Origin of the sequence: Acinetobacter sp. A1, from assembly GCF_012371315.1 — a bacterium.
GTDB lineage: Bacteria > Pseudomonadota > Gammaproteobacteria > Pseudomonadales > Moraxellaceae > Acinetobacter.
In genome coordinates this window covers 1-20473 of sequence record NZ_JAAZQY010000009.1, presented here as the reverse complement: position 1 = coordinate 20473, position 20473 = coordinate 1, and the positions used below count along the sequence as shown (strand labels likewise).

19 protein-coding genes are annotated in these 20473 nt (G+C 41.7%); 5 read left to right on the top strand and 14 right to left on the bottom strand.

Annotation, left to right across the window (positions count from 1 at the left end; translation table 11 throughout):
* Window positions 1–10: 10 nt before the first annotated feature.
* Window positions 11–1531 carry an exopolyphosphatase gene (gene ppx / locus HHA41_RS05090; protein WP_168418105.1) on the bottom strand — a complete coding sequence of 507 codons (1521 nt, stop codon included), beginning with the start codon at window positions 1529–1531 and terminating at the stop codon, window positions 11–13.
* A 263-nt stretch (window positions 1532–1794) separates the two neighbouring features.
* Here ppx and trxA point away from each other — a divergent pair, with 263 nt between their 5' ends.
* The 3 genes from trxA (at window position 1795) to HHA41_RS05075 (ending at window position 4444) form a co-directional block, all read left to right on the top strand.
* Window positions 1795–2121 carry a thioredoxin gene (trxA, locus tag HHA41_RS05085; RefSeq protein ID WP_004975164.1) on the top strand — a complete coding sequence of 109 codons (327 nt, stop codon included), beginning with the start codon at window positions 1795–1797 and terminating at the stop codon, window positions 2119–2121.
* Window positions 2122–2443: 322 nt separating this feature from the next.
* Entirely contained in the window at window positions 2444–3712 is a 1269-nt protein-coding gene (rho, locus tag HHA41_RS05080) for a transcription termination factor Rho (protein ID WP_004975162.1), read from the top strand.
* Window positions 3713–4132: 420 nt separating this feature from the next.
* Window positions 4133–4444, top strand: a complete 312-nt coding sequence (locus tag HHA41_RS05075; protein WP_168460809.1) for a hypothetical protein — start codon at window positions 4133–4135, stop codon at window positions 4442–4444.
* Between the two features lie 381 nt (window positions 4445–4825).
* Here HHA41_RS05075 and HHA41_RS05070 read toward each other — a convergent pair whose 3' ends face one another.
* The 3 genes from HHA41_RS05070 to pheS form a co-directional block, all read right to left on the bottom strand.
* Window positions 4826–5122 (bottom strand): integration host factor subunit alpha, encoded by a 297-nt coding sequence (locus HHA41_RS05070; protein ID WP_004649746.1) that lies wholly within the window; start codon window positions 5120–5122, stop codon window positions 4826–4828.
* Complete coding sequence (gene pheT, locus HHA41_RS05065) at window positions 5119–7500, bottom strand: phenylalanine--tRNA ligase subunit beta (protein WP_168418103.1); 2382 nt, start codon at window positions 7498–7500, stop codon at window positions 5119–5121. Before pheT ends, HHA41_RS05070 begins: the two co-directional genes overlap by 4 nt.
* A 129-nt stretch (window positions 7501–7629) precedes the next feature.
* Window positions 7630–8610 carry a phenylalanine--tRNA ligase subunit alpha gene (gene pheS / locus HHA41_RS05060; RefSeq protein WP_168418102.1) on the bottom strand — a complete coding sequence of 327 codons (981 nt, stop codon included), beginning with the start codon at window positions 8608–8610 and terminating at the stop codon, window positions 7630–7632.
* A 160-nt stretch (window positions 8611–8770) separates the two neighbouring features.
* On the opposite strand from pheS, the gene HHA41_RS05055 reads away from it, so the two are divergent.
* Window positions 8771–9790, top strand: a complete 1020-nt coding sequence (locus tag HHA41_RS05055; RefSeq protein ID WP_168460807.1) for a hypothetical protein — start codon at window positions 8771–8773, stop codon at window positions 9788–9790.
* Window positions 9791–9857: 67 nt separating this feature from the next.
* Here the strand turns inward: HHA41_RS05055 and rplT are convergent, their stop codons facing one another.
* Window positions 9858–10217, bottom strand: coding sequence for a 50S ribosomal protein L20 (rplT, locus tag HHA41_RS05050; protein WP_004647525.1), 360 nt, complete (start codon window positions 10215–10217; stop codon window positions 9858–9860).
* 11 nt (window positions 10218–10228) lie between these two features.
* Window positions 10229–10423 carry a 50S ribosomal protein L35 gene (gene rpmI / locus HHA41_RS05045; protein WP_004975152.1) on the bottom strand — a complete coding sequence of 65 codons (195 nt, stop codon included), beginning with the start codon at window positions 10421–10423 and terminating at the stop codon, window positions 10229–10231.
* A 337-nt stretch (window positions 10424–10760) separates the two neighbouring features.
* Here rpmI and HHA41_RS05040 point away from each other — a divergent pair, with 337 nt between their 5' ends.
* Complete coding sequence (locus HHA41_RS05040; RefSeq protein WP_171525243.1) at window positions 10761–11522, top strand: energy transducer TonB; 762 nt, start codon at window positions 10761–10763, stop codon at window positions 11520–11522.
* 16 nt (window positions 11523–11538) lie between these two features.
* Here the strand turns inward: HHA41_RS05040 and HHA41_RS05035 are convergent, their stop codons facing one another.
* The 8 genes from HHA41_RS05035 to HHA41_RS05000 all read right to left on the bottom strand — a co-directional run bounded on the left by HHA41_RS05035 (window position 11539) and on the right by HHA41_RS05000 (window position 20159).
* Window positions 11539–11967, bottom strand: a complete 429-nt coding sequence (locus HHA41_RS05035) for a YqaA family protein (RefSeq protein WP_168460806.1) — start codon at window positions 11965–11967, stop codon at window positions 11539–11541.
* Between the two features lie 7 nt (window positions 11968–11974).
* Window positions 11975–12259: a hypothetical protein gene (locus tag HHA41_RS05030; protein ID WP_168460804.1), complete on the bottom strand. Its 285-nt coding sequence runs from the start codon at window positions 12257–12259 to the stop codon at window positions 11975–11977.
* A 74-nt stretch (window positions 12260–12333) separates the two neighbouring features.
* Window positions 12334–12951 (bottom strand): glutathione S-transferase N-terminal domain-containing protein, encoded by a 618-nt coding sequence (locus tag HHA41_RS05025; protein ID WP_168460802.1) that lies wholly within the window; start codon window positions 12949–12951, stop codon window positions 12334–12336.
* A 246-nt stretch (window positions 12952–13197) separates the two neighbouring features.
* A complete protein-coding gene (gene infC / locus HHA41_RS05020) occupies window positions 13198–13746 on the bottom strand; it encodes a translation initiation factor IF-3 (protein ID WP_168418452.1) in 549 nt (182 codons plus the stop codon).
* A 5-nt stretch (window positions 13747–13751) separates the two neighbouring features.
* On the bottom strand, window positions 13752–15674 hold the full coding sequence (gene thrS, locus HHA41_RS05015; RefSeq protein ID WP_168418447.1) for a threonine--tRNA ligase: 1923 nt from the start codon (window positions 15672–15674) through the stop codon (window positions 13752–13754).
* A 187-nt stretch (window positions 15675–15861) separates the two neighbouring features.
* Window positions 15862–17019, bottom strand: coding sequence for an alanine racemase (locus HHA41_RS05010; RefSeq protein ID WP_168460801.1), 1158 nt, complete (start codon window positions 17017–17019; stop codon window positions 15862–15864).
* Window positions 17020–17044: 25 nt separating this feature from the next.
* Window positions 17045–18319: a D-arabinono-1,4-lactone oxidase gene (locus HHA41_RS05005; protein ID WP_168460799.1), complete on the bottom strand. Its 1275-nt coding sequence runs from the start codon at window positions 18317–18319 to the stop codon at window positions 17045–17047.
* Window positions 18320–18392: 73 nt separating this feature from the next.
* A complete protein-coding gene (locus HHA41_RS05000; RefSeq protein ID WP_168460797.1) occupies window positions 18393–20159 on the bottom strand; it encodes a neutral/alkaline non-lysosomal ceramidase N-terminal domain-containing protein in 1767 nt (588 codons plus the stop codon).
* Window positions 20160–20473 lie beyond the last annotated feature (314 nt).

The window sequence follows — 20473 nt, the reverse complement described above, 5'->3', positions numbered from 1 at the left end:
TAACCAAATCTTAATCGACAAATTGTTCCGACTGAATATTCAATTCAATGTCCCAATTCTTGAATTGCACTTGTTCATCGTGCAATTCAGCGACAAGCAATGGCCATTGTTTGGCATCACCCGACACGCTGAGCTGCCATTGTTGCGCATTGCGGATGCTTAATTCAATGGCAGGAAGCATCGCATCGCTACGACTTGCGTTGACCAAAACTGCAAGGCGCAATAGCAAACTTAAATAGACAATTTTATTGCCACCGGCTTTCAGCGCTTCTGTTTTCGCGTCTTGACGCAATTTTCTGCGATGATTGGAAACCAAATGTGAGAGATAGTTTTGGTCAATTTGCGAGAAACCCGGAATGTCCGAATGTTGCAATAAATATGCACCATGACGATGATAACTGCTATGACTGATGGCTAAACCAATTTCATGTAAGTATGCCGCACGACGCAATAAGTCACTATCTTCATTATTTAATTTTAAAGCTTCAGCAACGCTATCAAACAAATGCTGTGCTGTTTTTACCACCCGACCCGCTTGTTTAGGGTCTGAGTTATAACGCCCCATTAAGGCTTGTACACTACGGTCACGAATGTCTTCATGCTGGAAACGGCCAAGCAAGTCGTACATTACCCCTTCACGCAAAGCACCGTCTGAGTAAACCAGTTTATCAATATTTAAAACATCAAACACAGCATATAAAATGGCCAAACCTGCTGGCAAAACTGCTCGACGGTCTTCTTTTAAACCATCAAACTCCATTTCTGATACGTGCTTAAACTTAAGTAAACGGTCTTTGAGTTTTTCCAAACCTTCACGGGTGAGATTTTCCTGCTCATTGCTCCAACCCATATTCACGGTAATTTGGCGACATGCCTTAATGGTGCCGCTCGAGCCTGCAACGGTATCCCAACCTGCTTCTTTATAGGTATTGGCAATTGAATACAGCTCTTTACGTGCCGCTACCACTGCTTTTTCAAAACTGCTTTTGCTAATTTCACCATCGGCAAAATAGGCTTTGGTATAGGCCACACAGCCCATTTGTAAAGATTCGGTGTGAATTGGCTCAAATTCTTCGCCAATAATTAATTCTGTCGAACCACCACCAATATCAATCACTAAACGACGACCACTATTGGCCATGGTGTGTGATACACCCAAATAAATTAAGCGCGCTTCTTCACGCCCTGCAATAATCTCAATTGGCTTAGGCAAAATTTCTGCAGCTTTTTGAATAAACTCATGTCCGTTTTTGGCCTGACGCAAAGCATTGGTGGCAACAATACGCAAACGGTTTGACTGTACCGCAGTTAAACGCCCAACAAAACGTGCTAAACATGCCAAACCACGTTGTTGTGCTGCTTCGGTTAAATTCTTGTTTTCATCTAAACCAGCGGCCAACTGCACTTTTTCTGACATTGATGCCACTTTTTTTACTTCACCATGATCCACCCGCGCAATGGCTAAGTGGAAACTATTCGACCCCATATCGATGGCTGCGAGTAACTCTTCATCAATTAAAAAATCAGACATTCTTCAAACAAACCTAGACAGAATTGTGCCTAGAGTAATTCACATACACCTAATTTAAAAGCCATTTATCAGCACAATTTGACGACTATTTAAAAATTCTGCATATATGACAATTGTGTTACAGAATTGTCGTGATCGTGAGGATCAATTAGACAAATTTGTATTTTGGATGGAAAATCCAAAGATCCCCCCTACTTTGTTCAAGATGGCTATGTAATACTAATTGGTATAGCTATTTTTAAAAATTATTTGGAGCGTAATCCATGTCTGGCAACATCGTAAACACCACTGATGCAAACTTCGAAGCAGATGTTCTTCAATCAGATACTCCTGTATTGGTTGACTTCTGGGCTGGCTGGTGTGCGCCATGTAAAGCAATTGCACCAGTACTTGAAGTACTTGCAGACGAATATCAAGGCAAAGTAAAAATTGTGAAAGTGGATGTGACTTCTTGCGAACAAACTGCTGTGAACTACAACATCCGCAATATTCCAGCATTATTGATGTTCAAAAATGGTGAAGTTGTTGCGCAACAAGTTGGTGCAGCACCAAAATCTAAATTGACTGCATTTATTGATGAAAATATCTAAGTCTGTTTTACAGATCATGAATAAAAAAATACGCTCTCTGTTGGCGTATTTTTTTTGCCTATAAATTGACAAACTCCCGTTTCTCTCTTATATTGCATGCTCAAGAAACATAGGATCTTCCATCCGCTTTCTTAAAAGACACAACACAAAAATGCCGCTCGGCAACAGAAATTGTTTTTCACATTTTTCAATCAAACAATGAATCAGTGCTCTGAATCGTTATTGTGCAAATACAATTGCTTTCATTTTATTGTATGAATGCGGCTAAATGTTGCTCCCTCTCTAACCTGTACCCCAGAATTTTTATTCTATCAGAACCTCTATGAACTTAACCGAACTCAAGAAAAAACCGATTGGCGAACTCATCAAGATTGCCGAGTTTATGGGCCTTGAAGGAATGGCACGTAACCGTAAGCAAGACATTATTTTTGCCATCTTAAAGCGCCATGCCATGAATGGTGAAGAGATTTTTGGTGATGGCGTTCTAGAAATTCTGTCAGATGGTTTTGGTTTCCTACGCTCAGCTGCAGGTTCATACCTTGCTGGCCCAGATGACATTTACGTGAGTCCTTCACAAATTCGTCGCTTTAACCTGCGTACAGGTGACACCATTACAGGGACTATTCGCCCACCAAAAGAAGGCGAACGTTATTTTGCTTTGCTTAAAGTAAACCAAATTAACTACGACACCCCAGAAAATTCACGTAATAAAATTTTATTTGAAAACTTGACCCCACTCTTCCCAACCGAACAATTGGTGATGGAATTGGGTAATGGTACAACAGAAGATTTAACCGCACGTGTGGTAGATTTGGTTGCACCAATTGGTAAAGGTCAGCGTTCTATTATTGTGGCACCGCCAAAAGCGGGTAAAACCATGTTGCTGCAAAATATTGCTCAGTCGATTGTGCGCAACAACCCTGAAGTGTTCTTAATCGTACTTCTCATTGACGAACGTCCAGAAGAAGTGACTGAAATGGAACGTACCGTTCGTGGTGAAGTAATTGCATCAACCTTTGATGAATCACCTGCACGTCACGTTCAAGTGGCGGAAATGGTGATTGAAAAAGCCAAACGCTTGGTTGAACATAAAAAAGATGTCGTTATTTTACTCGACTCGATCACTCGTTTAGCCCGTGCCTATAACACTGTTGTACCATCTTCAGGCAAAGTATTGACGGGTGGTGTGGATGCACATGCTCTAGAACGTCCAAAACGCTTCTTTGGTGCTGCACGTAATATTGAAGAAGGTGGCTCACTGACCATTATTTCAACTGCACTGATTGAAACAGGTAGTAAAATGGACGAAGTGATCTACGAAGAGTTTAAAGGTACAGGTAACCAAGAGATTACTTTAGACCGCCGCATTGCAGAAAAACGTGTTTTCCCTGCCATGAACATCAAGAAATCTGGCACCCGTCGTGAAGAGCGCTTAATGAGCGAAGATAATTTACGTAAAGTTTGGATTTTACGTAAACTCTTACACACACAAGATGAATTGGCAGCAATGGAATTCTTGCTTGATCGTATGAAAGAAACCAAAACCAATGATGATTTCTTTGATCAAATGAAGCGTAAAGCTGCGAATTAATTATCTGTAAATATCAGAACCCTTAAAAAAGCCATCTTATAACGATGGCTTTTTTATTTGGTTGACAGAGTTTACATAAAGACACAATTGCACGTGGTATATGTAAACTTATTTTTAAGTAAATGATTATAAAATAATATTTGGTAAAAAACTTTTAGTTTTTAGCCAGTTACCTTGCAACTCTCCAATCTAAACTGACAAATTGATTGTTATTTTCTGTTAAAAAACCACGTATTTTTCCTGTTTTTTTGCCTTTTTTTCAATCAACCTAGTAGCAATTCAAAAAGCGCAGTGATAGCATATTCGCAGACCAGTTAGACTGCGCCTGCGTTGTTAGTGCCTAACAAATTTAGGAATAATAAAAGCATACAACAGACTAACGTCGGTTTTTTTTAATCTCATATTTTAGAGAGTGATGCCATGTTATTCAAAAAAATCGCTATTGCTGCTGCAGTTGCTACTACTTTAGCTTTCGTTGGTTGTGCTAAAAAAACTGAAGAAGCTGCTGCTGACGCTAACGCTGCTGCATCTGAAGCTGTTGTAGCTGCATCTGAAGCTGAAGCTGCTGCTGACGCTGCTGCTGTAGAAGTTGCTTCTGGCGCTGAAGCTGCTGTAGACGCTGCTGCTGATGCTGCTACTGACGCTGCTGATGCTGCTACTGACGCTGCTGATGCTGCTACTGACGCTGCTGAAGTTGCTGTAGACGCTGCTGCTGATGCTGCTGCTCAATAATCGATTAGATTATGCAGTACAAAAAGAGAGCCTCTGGCTCTCTTTTTTATTGCCTGTTTTAAATTACGGACACAATATACAAATCGTGATATATCAAAGTATCAGAACAGTCCTACCCTACTTACAAGCAAGTTAGTCTAATCTTTGAAATTCAATCAGAATATTTTCCAAAGTTTATTAAAGCTACCATCCATTTTGGGCAAGGTAAAATCATCTATTGATTATGTACTACAGAGACAATTGACTATCTAAGCTATTGGTCTTCTTTATAGATTATTTTAAAAAGTAGGCTAAATGTATTTCAACTCACGCTAGATGCCAGCCTAAACCAAATACAAGTATTAAATATCTAACGCAGAATTAAGACATAAAAAAAGCAGATCAATCGATCTGCTCATTTCCCACACGCTGGCGGAATTTCTGCCCTGCGCGGAATGTGACGACACGGCGTGCTGAAATTGGAATTTCTTCGCCCGTTTTCGGGTTGCGACCAGGTCGTTGACGTTTATCACGTAACTCGAAGTTGCCAAACCCTGAAAGTTTAACTTGCTCGCCAGAGATCAGTGCTTGGCTGATCTCATCAAAAAATAACTCGACCATTTGTTTCGCTTCACGGCGGTTTAAACTCGTGAGCTCACTTAAATGATCAGCCATTTCTGCTTTTGTTAATGCTGTCATGAAGCCCTCAATGTCGCTTGGTAAGTGTTTTCCAACACTTGCAGAATGTTATCCATACCAGATTTGATTTCAGCATCTTCAAGTGTACGTGTTGGGTGTTGCCATAACAATGCAAATGCTAAAGAACGCTTGCCTTGTTCAACACCTTGTCCAGTATACACATCGAATAACCAAGTTGAGTCTAACAGCGCTCCACCTGTTTTTTCAATAAGTTGCTGAATTTCGCTTACATTTATCTTATCACTAATTAAAAGCGCAATATCACGTCTAACCGATGGAAAACGTGATAATTCTGTAAAATTAGATACATAAGTTTGCAAAACTGCTGCTTGATCAAGCTCTGCCACCCAAGTAATGCCTAAATCCAACTCATCTTCCAAAGATGGATGTAAACGTCCAAAGTAACCAATAGACTGACCATTGACCATAATTTCAGCTGACTGACCTGGGTGTAACCATGCACGCTCGGAACGCACATACTCCACCTGCACACGACCTGCAGCTAAAATTTCTTCGATATCCCCTTTGAAATCAAAGAAATCCATTGGCTGAGCTTTGGCATGCCAAGATTCTGCTGCTTTCGCACCAACCGCAATCAAGGCGAAGGTTGGAATTTGTTTTAAATCGTGAATGCTGCTGGCATTTTGATAATCAAAACGTAGACCTAATTCAAAGAAACGTACACGGTTTTGCTGACGATTCACGTTGTACTGTACACATGGAATCAAACTAGACAATAAAGTCGAACGCATCACAGCTAAATCACTAGAAATTGGATTTGCCAATGCCAACGGATTTACTGCAGGGTTGAGCTGTTTTTCCAATTTTGCATCAGCAAAGCTAAAACTAATCGCTTCTTGGTAACCCAAAGTCACTGCAGTTTGACGTAATTGACCAACCTCAAATTGGTCTTGATATTTCGCCAATTGCACATCAATCACAGGCAAACTAATTTGGATATTGTCATAACCGTGAATACGTGCGATTTCTTCAATCAGGTCTTGATAAATCGCCATGTCGAAACGGTGTGATGGCGGTACGACGCTCCACTGACCTTCTGCCTGAACAGTTACTTCACAGCCTAAACGTTTTAAGGCATCGGCAATGAATGCAGCATCGACACTATAACCAAGCAATTGATCTACCTGCGCCTGATTTAATTCAATTGCAGAGCGTGTAGGCAATTGAGATGCTTGTTCTGCCACTGTAATAGGGCCAAACTCACCACCAGCCAATTCAGCAATAAGCTGTGATGCACGATGCATGGCCAATAATGGCAATTCAAAATCTACACCACGTTCATAACGCTGTGATGCGTCAGTATGTAAACCAAAACGACGTGCGCGACCTGCAATATGCAACGGTGCAAAGAAAGCAGATTCAAGGAAAATTTCTGTGGTTTCATCACTGACTGCAGAAGATAAGCCGCCCATAATGCCAGCCATCGCCAAGACTTTTTCGTCATCGGCAATCACCATCACATCTTCTTGCAACTCAACCTCTTGCTCGTTTAAAAGCACCAGTTTTTCTGCAGCATTCGCCATACGAACCTGAATAGCACCTTGCACTTTCGCACCATCAAACGCATGCATAGGCTGACCCAGTTCAATCAGCACATAGTTGGTAATATCCACCAAAATGCTGTGCTGACGAATCCCTGAGCGTGCTAATGCACGTTCCATCCATTCTGGTGTAGCCGCTTTGGTATTCACATTTTTAATTACACGACCTAAATAACGTGGGCAACCTTCGGTAAGGCTTTGCACGGTTTTTTCATCGCTAATGGTTGCTGCCACAGCCTGAATTTCAGGAGTGTTTACAGCCAATTGGTTAATTACCGCAATTTCACGGGCGATGCCACGAATACTAAAACAGTCACCACGGTTTGGGGTAATGCTGATGTCGATGACATTGTCATCTAAGTCAAGATATTCACGAACATTGACACCTACTGGTGCATCTTCAGGTAATTCCAATAAACCATCAAGTTTATCTTCAAGGTCAATTTCTGATGCACCGCAGAGCATGCCCTGTGATTCCACACCACGCAATTTACCTTTTTTAATTTTAAAATCGCCAGGTAATACTGCGCCAATCATCGCTACAGGTGCTTTCATACCTGCGCGTACGTTTGGTGCACCACAAACGATCTGTAATGGCTCGCCTGAACCAATGTTCACCGTGGTAACACGTAAACGGTCTGCATCAGGGTGCTGTTCAACTGTCAGGACTTCGCCCACAACAACACCTGTAAATGGCTTTGCTGCTGGAGACAAGTCATCCACTTCAAGACCCAACATGGTCAATTGATCGGATAGCTTTTCACTATCGATGGCTGGGTTTACCCATGTGCGTAGCCAATTTTCGCTAATTTTCATTTTGTAAAAAACCTATAAATCTAAATTTTGAATCCCCTCTGCCCCCTCTTTTCAAAGAAGAAGCACCCTGTGTCATAGATGGACACCCCCTCTCCTTTTAGGAGAGGTCAGGGAGAGGTATAAATTCGTTTAAGCAAACTGGCGTAAGAAACGCACATCATTTTGGTAGAACATACGCAAGTCATTAATGCCATAACGCAACATCGCAAAACGCTCTACCCCTAGACCAAAAGCAAAGCCTTTATATTTTTCTGGGTCGATGCCTGAAGCACGCAATACATTTGGATGCACCATACCGCAGCCCAAAACTTCTAACCAGCGGCCACGCTCATCCATAATGTCTACTTCTGCACTTGGCTCCGTAAATGGGAAGTAAGATGGGCGGAAACGGACTTTTAAGTCTTTTTCAAAGAATTCATTGAGCAAGTTAATTAACAAGCCTTTGAGTTCTGCAAAACTGGTATTTTCCGCCACATATAAGCCTTCAATTTGATGGAACATTGGCGAATGCGTTTGGTCTGAGTCACAGCGATAGACTCGACCAGGACAAACAATACGAATAGGCGGTTGTTGATTTTCCATGGTACGAATCTGCACACCTGAAGTATGGGTACGCAATAAATGATTCACATCAAAGTAAAAAGTGTCGTGCATGGCACGTGCAGGGTGATGTCCTGGAATGTTCAGCGCTTCAAAGTTGTGATAGTCATCTTCAACTTCTGGACCTGTCGCGACAGTAAAACCGGCTTTAGTAAAGAATTGGCAAATACGTTCTTGTACCTGCGTCACTGGGTGAATACTGCCCACACTTTGACCACGGCCAGGTAAAGTAATATCAACTGTTTCATTGGCAAGTTTTTCTGCCAAAGCAGCTTGTTGTAATTCAGTTTGGCGTGCCGTTAAAGCTGCGTTGATTGCTTCACGTACCGCATGAATTTGAGCACCAAATTCCTTACGCTGTTCAGGGTCCATTTTACCCAGTGCTTTGGATTGTTCCGCAAGCTGGCTTTTCTTCCCCGTAAATTGCACTCGCGCCTGGTCGAGTGTAGCAAGGTCCTCTGCTGCTGCAATTGCAGCGAGCGCTTCATTGGTCAGGGCTTCCAGTGACATAGTAACTCTCAAAAGCAACAATATTAGAAATAATTTAAAAACCCCGTATTCTAACAGTTTTTAGTTGCTTTGATGAAGCTTCGATGCAATGAAAATTAGATTAGCATCCTGAAATATAAAAAGTATAAGATAAAGCCAATCACCATGAGATCTCAACATTATGGCGCTCGATCAAATTTGGAAACAACAACTCGCCCTTGTGACTTACGGCAATGAATTTTTGGCTCAGGATTTAAGTTTTAATCATTGGTTAAAGCATCACATTTTTAACCAGCATCAAATTCAGTTCCGTGATTTATTATCGCAACATCTATTGGCACAGCATTTTCAAATTTGGTTAGAATATCTCAAACAACAAGGTGTTCAACGCCTCAGTTTGCACAGTTCTAGCATTTTAAACGACGAAAAAAATCCAAATCCAAATGTTGAACTCCTGCCTTTTTCACATTTTATTGTGAGTCATGAAGCACAACATAAACATGCTTGGATTTTTGGCAAAGAACTTGCCGAATGGTACAGCGCAGAACAAGACTATATTGCACCTGCGACCCAACAAAGTGAACTGCGTCAGGAAGTCATGTGGCGTTATCAGTTAAATCACAAACTCGCCAAACAGCTTAATGTAGATTTTGCAGCACCCAATTGGGATGAAATTGATCGCTTTATTCGCACAGAGTTGTTGCAAAATAACGTTGCTGCAGACTTCATTCAACCTGAACCATCACGCCCCTATTTAGGAACAGATGCGACTGTTGATTTTCCGCAAGTGCATGCTTTGGCGGTCATTCCAGCCGATTATCCAGCAGATTATGCCCACGACATGCTGCATTGTTTAGAGGCGCTAGATCAGCACATTCAAAATAAAATACAGCATCCTTATCACGCCAATGGCACTGAATTTGAGCCAAGTGAACAGCTCAATTTACGCCATTTTTCACAAAAACTAGATGATTTACATGCCAAGTTCATTACCAAAGTGGCTAATCATTATCAGACTGCCCGACTCACGCCCGTACAAACTCCAGACCCATTTACAAATACAACTACACCGCCTGCAAGCACAATGTCGACTCCCTCACCTAAACACCCTGCATCACATAAAGTCGGTGCATCTGCAGTAATTAAACTGATTTTAATTACCGTGGTGATTTGTGCTGCAGCTTACTATTTTGGCTTATAAGCCAGTCATAAATTTTGAGCATAAAAAAGACCGCAAATGCGGTCTTTTTTTTAGTCTTAAAAAAGACTTATGCAGCTAATGCATCTTTAGCTTTTGAAGCTAAAGCAGCAAATGCAACTGCGTCATGCATAGCGATGTCAGCAAGTACGCGACGGTCGATAATCACTTGAGCTTTTTTCAAGCCAGCGATCATACGGCTGTACGATAAACCATTTTGACGAGCACCCGCATTGATACGCGCAATCCATAAAGCACGGAATTGACGTTTCTTTTGACGACGGTCACGGTAAGCGTATTGACCTGCTTTGATTACCGCTTGGAACGCTACGCGATATACGCGTGAACGAGCGCCATAGTAACCTTTAGCACGAGCAAGAATTTTTTTATGACGGCGATGAGCCTGTACACCACGTTTTACACGAGCCATTTATAATCTCCTTAGATGTATGGGCACATAGCACGAACAGCAGCAACGTCACTCACGTGAACCATTACACAGCCGCGCAATTGACGGATACGTTTAGCAGATTTTTTGGTCAAAATGTGGCGTTTGAACGCTTGTTTACGCTTGAAACCGTTAGCAGTCGCTTTAAAACGTTTAGCTGCACCACGGCGAGTTTTTAACTTAGCCATAACAACCTCTTTAAACACCTGTTCGGCACGTCTGCACCATTGCAAAAACGACCTGCAGGTAAGGGAGCGAGTATTCTAAAGCATCTCTGCTCAAAACAAAAGCATCTTGGTTAAATAAATAATTGTGCTTCTTCTGCTTAACGTATAGCAGCCCATTCTACCTACACATCACAAATTGTGTCTTGCTATACAAAATTTAGTTCAAAGCAAACTTTGCTCAATCAGCACATGCAAAATCTTCATTAAATTAATCATTCTGACTAGATTTTCTCTTGCGATTACCACAATTTACATCAATACTTCGCATCGGCTTGTGTTCGATAAAAAGACCGTAAAAATGATCAAACAATCTTTGTGTTTCTCCCTATTGCTTGGCCTTGCAACATCACCGATTTATGCCAAACAGGTGCAGTCGGTTCCAACTCAAACCAATCTACAGGTTCAAAAAAGTGCAGCCCTGCCCGCGCATTTAACAACCCGTTTGGCGTGGCGTACTTTCCCACAACCACAATATAAAAATGAAGACCTGAATCAACAAAACCGCGCAGCAATTGTACGTATTCATGCAGACGAAACCGGTAAAATCCGTCAAGCCACAATTCAGGAAAGTACTGGGCTTAAAAAGCTCGATAACATCTTGCTTCAAGCAGTGCTTGCCGCAGAAATTCAGCCGCATTATGTAGATGATACTGCGGTTGCAACAATTGGTTTTCAAAGCTTTAATTTAAGATTTCAGGATAATTCATCTGAAGATTGTCAATTTGCCTTTGAATCTAAAAACTGGTTAGCACAGCAACAACAGCAAAAAGTTGCTTTTCAGTATCGCAGTCAGCCACAGCTCAACTTAAGTGCAGATGCACTAAAAGATCATTCACGCACCGTGAAGTTTCAATTTAAAATAAATAAACACGGGCAAGTAAAAACAGCAAAAATCACTAAAGGTTCTGGTCAGTATGCGCTTGATCAACAGGTGTTAGCTGCTGTTAAAAGCGCACAAGTTGAAGTACCACGTAAATTTTGGCTCTACAAAAAGTCAAAATTGAAAGATGAAATTTACTTTGATTTAGATACTTGTGATGAATTGACTGCTCAAGAATAACTGCCATCATTCAGCGTTAGACCCAAGTATAAGCGACATAAATAAACAAATAACGCCCGATTTTGGCCAGACTGACCATCAACACAAAACGGGCAAAGTTTTCTTTCATCAGGCCTGCGATCAGGGTAATCGGATCACCAATGATGGGCACCCAACTGAGCAACAAAGACCAAAATCCAAATTTGGCGTAGGTGCGCTGTGCCTTTTCAAGTTGTGTAGCCGAAACAGGAAACCACTTTTTATTTTTATAATGCTCCAGACGTAGTCCCAAATACCAGTTCACACAAGAGCCTAAAATATTGCCTAAACTCGCAACAGTAATCAGCCATATAGGTGCATAGCGGCCTTCAAATAACAGTCCAAGTAATACCGCTTCAGATTGTAGTGGTAATAACGTGGCAGCACCAAAGGCAGATATGAATAAACCCAGCAGCGACCAAGCCATCAAAAAATTAAAGCCCTAAAGCCTGTTTGGTTTTACGGTATTCTATGTTTGCCCAAATAATACACAATAGAATCAAAACCGCACGTGCCCATGTATAACGTTGAGTGATCGGTTCAATTGCAGCACGTAACACTTGTTGATCTGTACTATTTAAAGTACTAATCAGGTTTTGCACATGAAATGCTTCTGCCACAAACAGCATGAGGCAACTCACGATTCCAATAATAATGCTCCAATATACTTTGGCATTATTTTCAACAATTTTGGTGAAGTTGAGAAAAAATTCTTGCATAACACATCCAATAAAAAAGCCACCTGAAAATTATGTCTCATCAGGTGGCTGAGCATCTTAGCATAAAACTTGTTTTAAACTTGAATACTCAATGCCTTCTGCACCGCAGGTCGTGCTGTTAAACGTGTAACGTAATCTTTCACGTACGGAAAATCTTCTAAGTTGATACTTTGCCATTCATGGCTTAATGCCCACGGTAAAATAGCCATATCTGCAATTGAATACTCACCTGCCACAAACTTTTGCCCAGTTAATTGCTTATTCAATACCCCATATAAACGCTTGGACTCATTAATATAACGTTCAATTGCATAAGGAATTTTTTCAGGCGCATAGCGGTTAAAGTGATGATTTTGCCCCAGCATTGGGCCAAAGCCACCCATTTGCCACATAAGCCATTGCTCCACTTCTACCCGCTCTTGCTCATCGGTTGGGTAGAACATACCTGTTTTACGCCCAAGATATTGCAAAATTGCACCCGACTCAAATACAGAAATTGGCTCACCACGCGGTCCTTGCTGATCTACGATGGCAGGAATTTTATTATTTGGTGAAATTTTCAAAAAGTCTGGCTGGAACTGATCATTTTCCAAAATATTGATGGGGAAAATTTGATATTCCAAACCCATTTCTTCCAGTGCGATGGTAATTTTGTGACCGTTGGGCGTACCCCAATAATAAAGATCAATCATGTTCTATCCTTCACTATTTTTTACTTTTGGGTGGGCATTATTTTGCTGCGAATTCATTTATAGCATGTTTTACTTTGCTATTGCGCTCTGTACTGTAGAGATTTTTGCTGACTTAACCTGCCTTGCTCCATACAATTTGATGCTTTAATTTTGATGTACCTTATAAATATGAATCCATACAATTTTTCTTTCAGGCATAAAAAAAGCACTGCGATGCTGCAGTGCTTTTTTCAGTTCAAGATGAGGTTACTTTTTCTTTTTCGGTCCAAGTAACATACCCATTTGACGACCTTCCATTTTTGGTGCTTGTTCAACTACACCATATTCGGTTACATCTGCTTCAACTTTTTGCAATTGAGCCAAACCTAACTGTTGGTGAGCCATTTCACGACCACGGAAGCGTAAAGTGATTTTTACCTTGTTCCCTTCTTCAAGGAATTTGATAATTGCACGTAATTTTACGTTGTAATCACCAACATCAGTCGCAGGGCGGAGTTTGATTTCTTTCACCTGTACTTGATGCTGTTTTTTCTTCGCTTCTTTCTGCTTTTGCTTTAGATCAAACAAATGCTTGTTAAAGTCCATGATTTTACAAACTGGTGGTTCGGCATTTGCCACAATTTCCACCAAATCAAGGTCTACGCTTTCGGCTGCACGCAATGCATCAGCTAAGCTTACAATCCCTTTTTGCTCACCATTTTCGTCTACAAGACGGACTTCTTTTGCACGAATTTCATCATTCAAAGCAGGACGGTTAGATTTTCCGCCCTGTTGATTACGGTCAGGCTGTTTAATCGCTGTTACTCCACAATATACCGGCCGCGTTCTGCGACGGCTGTTTTCACTAGGTCAATGAAAGCATCAATTGACATAGTACCCAAATTTGTTCCTGAGCGAGTACGCACGTTTACAGTACCCTCTTCCACTTCACGGTCCCCAAGTACCAATAAATATGGAATACGCTCTAATGTACGCTCACGAATCTTAAAGCCGATTTTCTCATTTCTCAAGTCAGAAATAGCACGAATACCGTTTTCTTTAAGTTTTGCGACGACCTGTTCACTTGCAGCAGCTTGTGAATCTGTAATATTCATCACACAAGCTTGCACTGGCGCTAACCATGGTGGCATAAAGCCTGCATAGTGCTCAATAAGTATACCAATAAATCGCTCAAAACTGCCAAGAATTGCGCGGTGCAACATTACAGGTTGATCACGATCATTGTCTTCAGTGACATAAGATGCCTCCAAACGTTCAGGCAAGTTAAAGTCACATTGAATTGTACCACATTGCCACACACGACCTAAGCAGTCTTTCAGTGAGAATTCAATTTTCGGACCGTAGAACGCGCCTTCGCCCGGTTGTAACTCCCACTCCAAACCTGCAGCATCTAAAGCATCTGCCAAAGATTTTTCTGCCATATCCCACAGTGCATCATCACCCACACGTTTTTCAGGACGAGTAGACAGCTTCATTTGTACATCTTCAAAACCGAAGTCTTTATAGACATCTAAAGTCAGTTGAATGAAGTCTGCAACTTCTGGCCCAATTTGTTCTTTGGTACAGAAAATGTGTGCATCGTCCTGAGTAAAGCCACGTACACGCATTATGCCGTGCAATGAACCCGATGGTTCGTTACGGTGACATGAACCGAATTCTGCCAGACGAATTGGCAAATCACGATACGACTTTAGCCCTTGGTTAAAGACTTGTACGTGACATGGGCAGTTCATTGGTTTTACTGCATAGTTACGGTTTTCAGAATGGGTAGTAAACATGTTATCTGCATAGTTGGCAGCATGTCCTGATTTTTCCCATAAGGTGAAATCGACCACTTGCGGGGTGCGAATTTCTAAGTAACCATTTTCTTGCTGTACTTTACGCATGTATTGCTCAAGTACTTGGTAAATCGTCCAACCATTCGGATGCCAGAACACCATACCTGGTGCCTCTTCCTGCATGTGGAACAAGTCTAACGCTTTACCAATTTTACGGTGGTCGCGCTTTTCAGCTTCTTCAATACGTTTGATGTAGGCTGCAAGCTGCTTTTTGTCTGCCCAAGCCGTACCATAAATACGTTGTAACTGTTCGTTTTTCGCATCTCCGCGCCAGTAAGCACCCGAGATTTTGGTCAATTTAAATGATTTTAAGAATTTGGTGTTCGGTACGTGTGGACCACGACACATATCCAAATAGTCTTGGTGATAGTACAAGCCCATTTGGGTTTCGTTTGGCATGTCTGCAATCAAACGTAATTTATATTCTTCGCCACGTGCGGTAAATTCTGCAATCACTTCATCACGCGGGGTCATTTTTTTCACGACATCATAGTCTTGGTCGATGAGCTTTTTCATGCGCTCTTCGATAGCAGCCAAGTCATCTAAGGTAAATGGACGTGGCATCCAGATGTCGTAGTAGAAACCTTCTTCAATAACAGGACCAATCACCATTTTTGCTTCTGGGAAAAGCTGCTTTACAGCATGCCCCACCAAGTGCGCACATGAGTGACGGATAATTTCTACGCCTTCTTCATCTTTTGGCGTGATAATTTGTAAGGTTGCATCTTCGGTGATTAAATCACAAGCATCTACCAAACGGTCATTGACGCGTCCAGCAACTGTATTTTTGGCAAGACCTGGACCGATGCTTTGAGCAACTTCCATCACAGATACGGCTTGATCAAACTGTTTTTGATCGCCATTTGGCAAAGTGATAATAGGCATAGATAAAAATCCTTAAGGAGTGATGCCCCGTACCATGGAGCATATCACCGCGAGATTATGATTAAGGGAGACCCTCAAAAGATAAAAACGGTGTATAAATAAAAAGCGCCTTAAATTTTACACGGCTTAGGTACAGGTTTAAACCTTTGTGACCTAAAAAAGCCAAAGAATCATGTTTTCCTCTGTTTTATTCCCTAAAGCAAGGCCATAAGTCCCATTGCCCCTGTGTATAAGCATAGACTGCAGCAAACTGCGGCAAGATCGCTTCACTCTGCTGGGGGCGTAAAAACACATAATCATCTATACAAATTTGATGCTGTTTTGGCACTTGAATCAGCTCTTGATTGCTACTGCGACCATATAAGGCATGCGGATGACTGTCCGCAGGATAAATATAATCTGCCAACCAATAACCGCCATAGACAAATACAGCTTGATCACGCTGCGGCAAATAGGGCTGTAAACGGTCTAAACCCGGTACTTGTACCTGCGGCAAAACTTTCAATACAGGTGTAGCAATCCAAAGTGCGCATTGCAAAGTAGACAAACCGTTCAGGTCGAAATCACTGGGTTTGAGCAACATGGAACCAAAAGCTAAATCATTACACTCACTTTGCTGACAATGTTGCATAAAGGTCAGGCTACCGCCACCGTTAAAGCATAAGTTGTCGTGCCACAATTCAGGAAAATGATCTTGAATCAGCTGCTTATAGTGTCGGTATTGCTGTTGCGAATCTTGATAGGCTTTGGCTTGCAATTGAAACACATTCGGCAATTTGGTCACATGTGCGTCATAACCCATCAAACCTGAAAATTTTAAATGTTCGGGGTGTTGCTGAATCAATTCCAGCATTTGCACAAAGGTGGCATGATCTTGCACACCACCACGGTGTAAACCAATGTCAATTTCAATATTAATCTTTAAGCAAAGTTGAAAACGCTGTGCGAGATTTAAATATTGCTGCAAACGCTCAGGCTGATCAATCAGCCACTGAATATTCAAATGAGATGACTGCACTTGCTGATAAAAATGCTCAACTGCCCGCAGTGGCATTGGTTTACCTAGTAGTACATCTGCCTGAGGAAATTGTTGCGCGATGTAATCTATTTGCGGCAAATGAAACAGCATGAAACGCTGTGTATTCAGATGCTGACTGGCCTGTTGCAACAAGTTTAGGCATGCCAAAGATTTGACCACTAATCTAGGTTGTAACTGTGCAGGCAGTTGCGCTGCAACAAAATTTAGGTTTTGTTGAAAACGCTCAACATCCACAATCAACTGTGGCAAGCCAGTACCCTGCTGCTGCAAGTGCTGGGTCATTTTTTGAAAATAATGCACTGACATTTTCACCCTCGCATCATACACAACTTCAGTGTAGGAAAAGTTCGGTTAAATGTGGATTCATCCATTTTTGTTCAGAATCGAGTCGCTGACGTAGCTGCATAAAATCATCCCATTTTGGATATAGCTCACGGAGCTGATTTGCCTGCAAAGTATGCAATTTACCCCGGTGCGGGCGCCCCTGATATTTTTGCAAAATTGGCTCAACCCATTTAAAAACATGCTGGCAGTCTTGCTTGTAAAACTGATGAATCGAAATAGACACAGAATCACGCCCATAAAACGGACTCAACCAAATATCATCACCTTTGACATAACGAAATTCGATGGGGAAGAACATGGCAACCCGTTGCTTTTTCAACACCGCGAGTAACTCTTGCAAGCAGGCCAGACCTTGTTCAGCAGGCAATTGATATTCCATTTCGTTAAATTTGGTATTGCGCGGTGTAGGAAAAATTTGGTTCGACCAATCTACATGTGTGGAAGGCTTGATAAATACACCAAGCAAAGACTGTAAATATGGGTTTAATGCAGGAAATAAGCGTGTCATTTCCGAACAGAAAGTCAATAGACGATCTTCAGACAACCAGTGCTGTGGACGTGGCTCGGTCAAACCACGACTTTCATCTAAGGTTTTTAAAATGACCTGATCACTGTGCAAAAATGCCCAAAACTCAATATGGCGATGTTGATGTTTCCAACGATCAATATATTGATAAATATCATTTAATGCACATAAACGCATGTGTTCTTTGAGCTTATAGCGTGGACGGTTTTGTAAGGTAATTTTGGTCATAATACCCAAACTACCCAAACTACCCAAAGCCACCCGCCCAGCTTCAAAAATTTCAGCATTTTGCTCAGGTGAGCAATGCAATACATCACCCTGTGCTGTCAGTAACTCAAAGCCGGCAACCAATGCAGACAAACAAGGTAAATCAACCCCTGTGCCATGCGTTCCTGTCGCGACCACACCTGCCAAACTTTGATGGTCGATGTCACCCTGATTTTGTAAGGCTTGATGTATAGGCGCTAAACATTCACCTAATTTATATAAACGAGTACCTGCATATAAAGTGCATTGGTTTTTTCGCTCATCAAAATTATGTACCCCCTGAATGTGATCTAAATTGATCATCACATCATCGGTTTTGGCCAAAGGACTAAAAGAGTGTCCCGCGCCCACCATTCTAATTTTGTCGTGCTTGAGCACAATTTTTTTTAGATCATCCAAATTTCTCGGTTGTAAAAAGTCAGGGTGAGCCTGTTGCCCACCTGACCAGTTACTCCAACGCTGTCTCATGCTATTTCCTTTTTCTGCGTTTCCATTATTTTTATTACCTCGCATTCAAAATTTATGCATGCTCACTACAGTTTCATAGCTCCATCCCTTTGTTTTCACTGTGCTCATGTTTCACATGGAACACCTTTGCAGATCCATTTTTATTGTTTGAATAAGCTTGATAAGTTCTTTTTTCTAATTCGTGTTGTGGCACATCGGGTGGTAGATTAGTTTGCGCATCCCGCTGTGCCGCTGGTAAATTTAATTGTTGGGCTAAATACTGGAATTTAGTCTGTAATGCGGCCAGTGTCCACTGTCCGTATAACGTATGTCCACCCTCATAGGCTTGTTGTTGGTATTCCTCATAGGTGGTGACATAACCCATATAGTCATTGCAGTAAGATGCTAACCACACCTGCTGATTGTTTGCCAAGCAATGTTGAACCGTGGTTTTCAGGCGTTTAGCGGCAACCGTAGTGATCTCGCCCGGACAACACAGGATATTCAAATGTCCAATTTTAATCAGTTGCAACGGCACAATATTCGGAACCAACAGACTTTGCTCAATCGCATCTACACTGACCTGTCGATGCATTTCAGCAATCAGCCGATCTAGAAATTTAGGGTAATGGGTCAGGGCTTTACCAAAAATGGTTTTAGAACCACAGTCCAGCACAATATCCTTTGGCCCTTGAGATTCATATAAGGCTTGATAGTCACTATAATCTGCCGCATGCGTTTTGCTTAGTTTTTTCTTTTTTTCACGCTGTGCCAGCCATTGCATGGCTTTCATAATAGGTTGGACAACCCCTGCACCATCTACAGGTGTCCCTGCAAAAAAAGCAGCACCATGACAGGCAGCACTGGTTTTTGCTTGGGTTTGTCCCATGGCAAATTCTGCAGGAATTTCAATATTACTTAAATCGACATAGCTACATACTGCATCTAACTCACCCACTAACGGTGTGCTGTGATGTTCCAACGCTTTCAGTGCCAACTCACTTTGATAGCGTCCATTTTGCTGTGCATATTCGTATTCTTTTTCACCACAGATTGCAGCGCGTATCTGTGACTGCTCAGGCCCATGATAATGCGGTGAAACATCACCAGCGGCAGCCTGCGCAAAAATAGCGACAGGATTTTTCACTCCACGCTGCTGTAATACCCGTTCTGTGCAAGTTGCAGCATAGCCTTTATTGTCACCGTCATGTGCACTCAAACGACTGCTTAAACAAGTCGCATGCACACCAAATAAAGAAAAGACTGCCTGTAACGCACCCTCTCTATAAAAGCCAAGCAATTGCATGTCACGATCGACCGCTAAATGACATTGCTCAGGATTTTTTCGGCTGATATCAGGGTTACGGTTGTAAGAGTCCAAAGCTCGATTCCATGCCACTGGAGTGCCTTCATCAAAGCAGCCCTTACTCATGTAAATATCGGTTTTTTTCTGTGTGGCTAAGGCTTTAATTACACTACTAACAATTGCATCGACCACTGCATTTAAATGTTCGGGTACAAAGCCTAGAGTTGGCATATTATAGAGAGCTTCATCACCGCAGCCGCCAGGAGCTGAATGGATATGTGTTGCCATTAAAATAAAACGCTGTGCCTGAAAACGCTCACCCAGTTTATGTTGCAAATGCTGCACAGCAAGACTACGCATGGCATAAGTCACACAGCCCATATCCAAACAGCAAAAAATCAACAAATCATTGTCTAAAGTTTGAATACAAATGCTACGGGCAAATAAAGCGGTTCTTTTATCATAAGCACGATGCTTCCAAGTGCCATAGCCAAACATTGCCAAACCTTTTGGCTGAATGTAAATTTCCTGTTTATCCCAACCCACCAAATACATTGCTATGCATTCCCTTTCATCGATACAATCAGCCACAACATAGTGCAATCGCATTGAAACAAAATTGGCTACATACCTATAAGGGTTAAATTAACAAGACCCAGGGGGGATAATCAGACTTATGTCACCCACATCAAACCATTTACTGCAACATGTACCCCCCTGCTTTGCTTTCGGGTTTAATTCACTATGCTAAAGAGTAATTAACTATAACTAAAAATATAGACAAATATTTGTATAAGTGCTCATTTTGTCTATGTCGATTCAGTAGTGGCAAGGTGGGTATTTATTAGAGATTTAAATGATTATCTTTT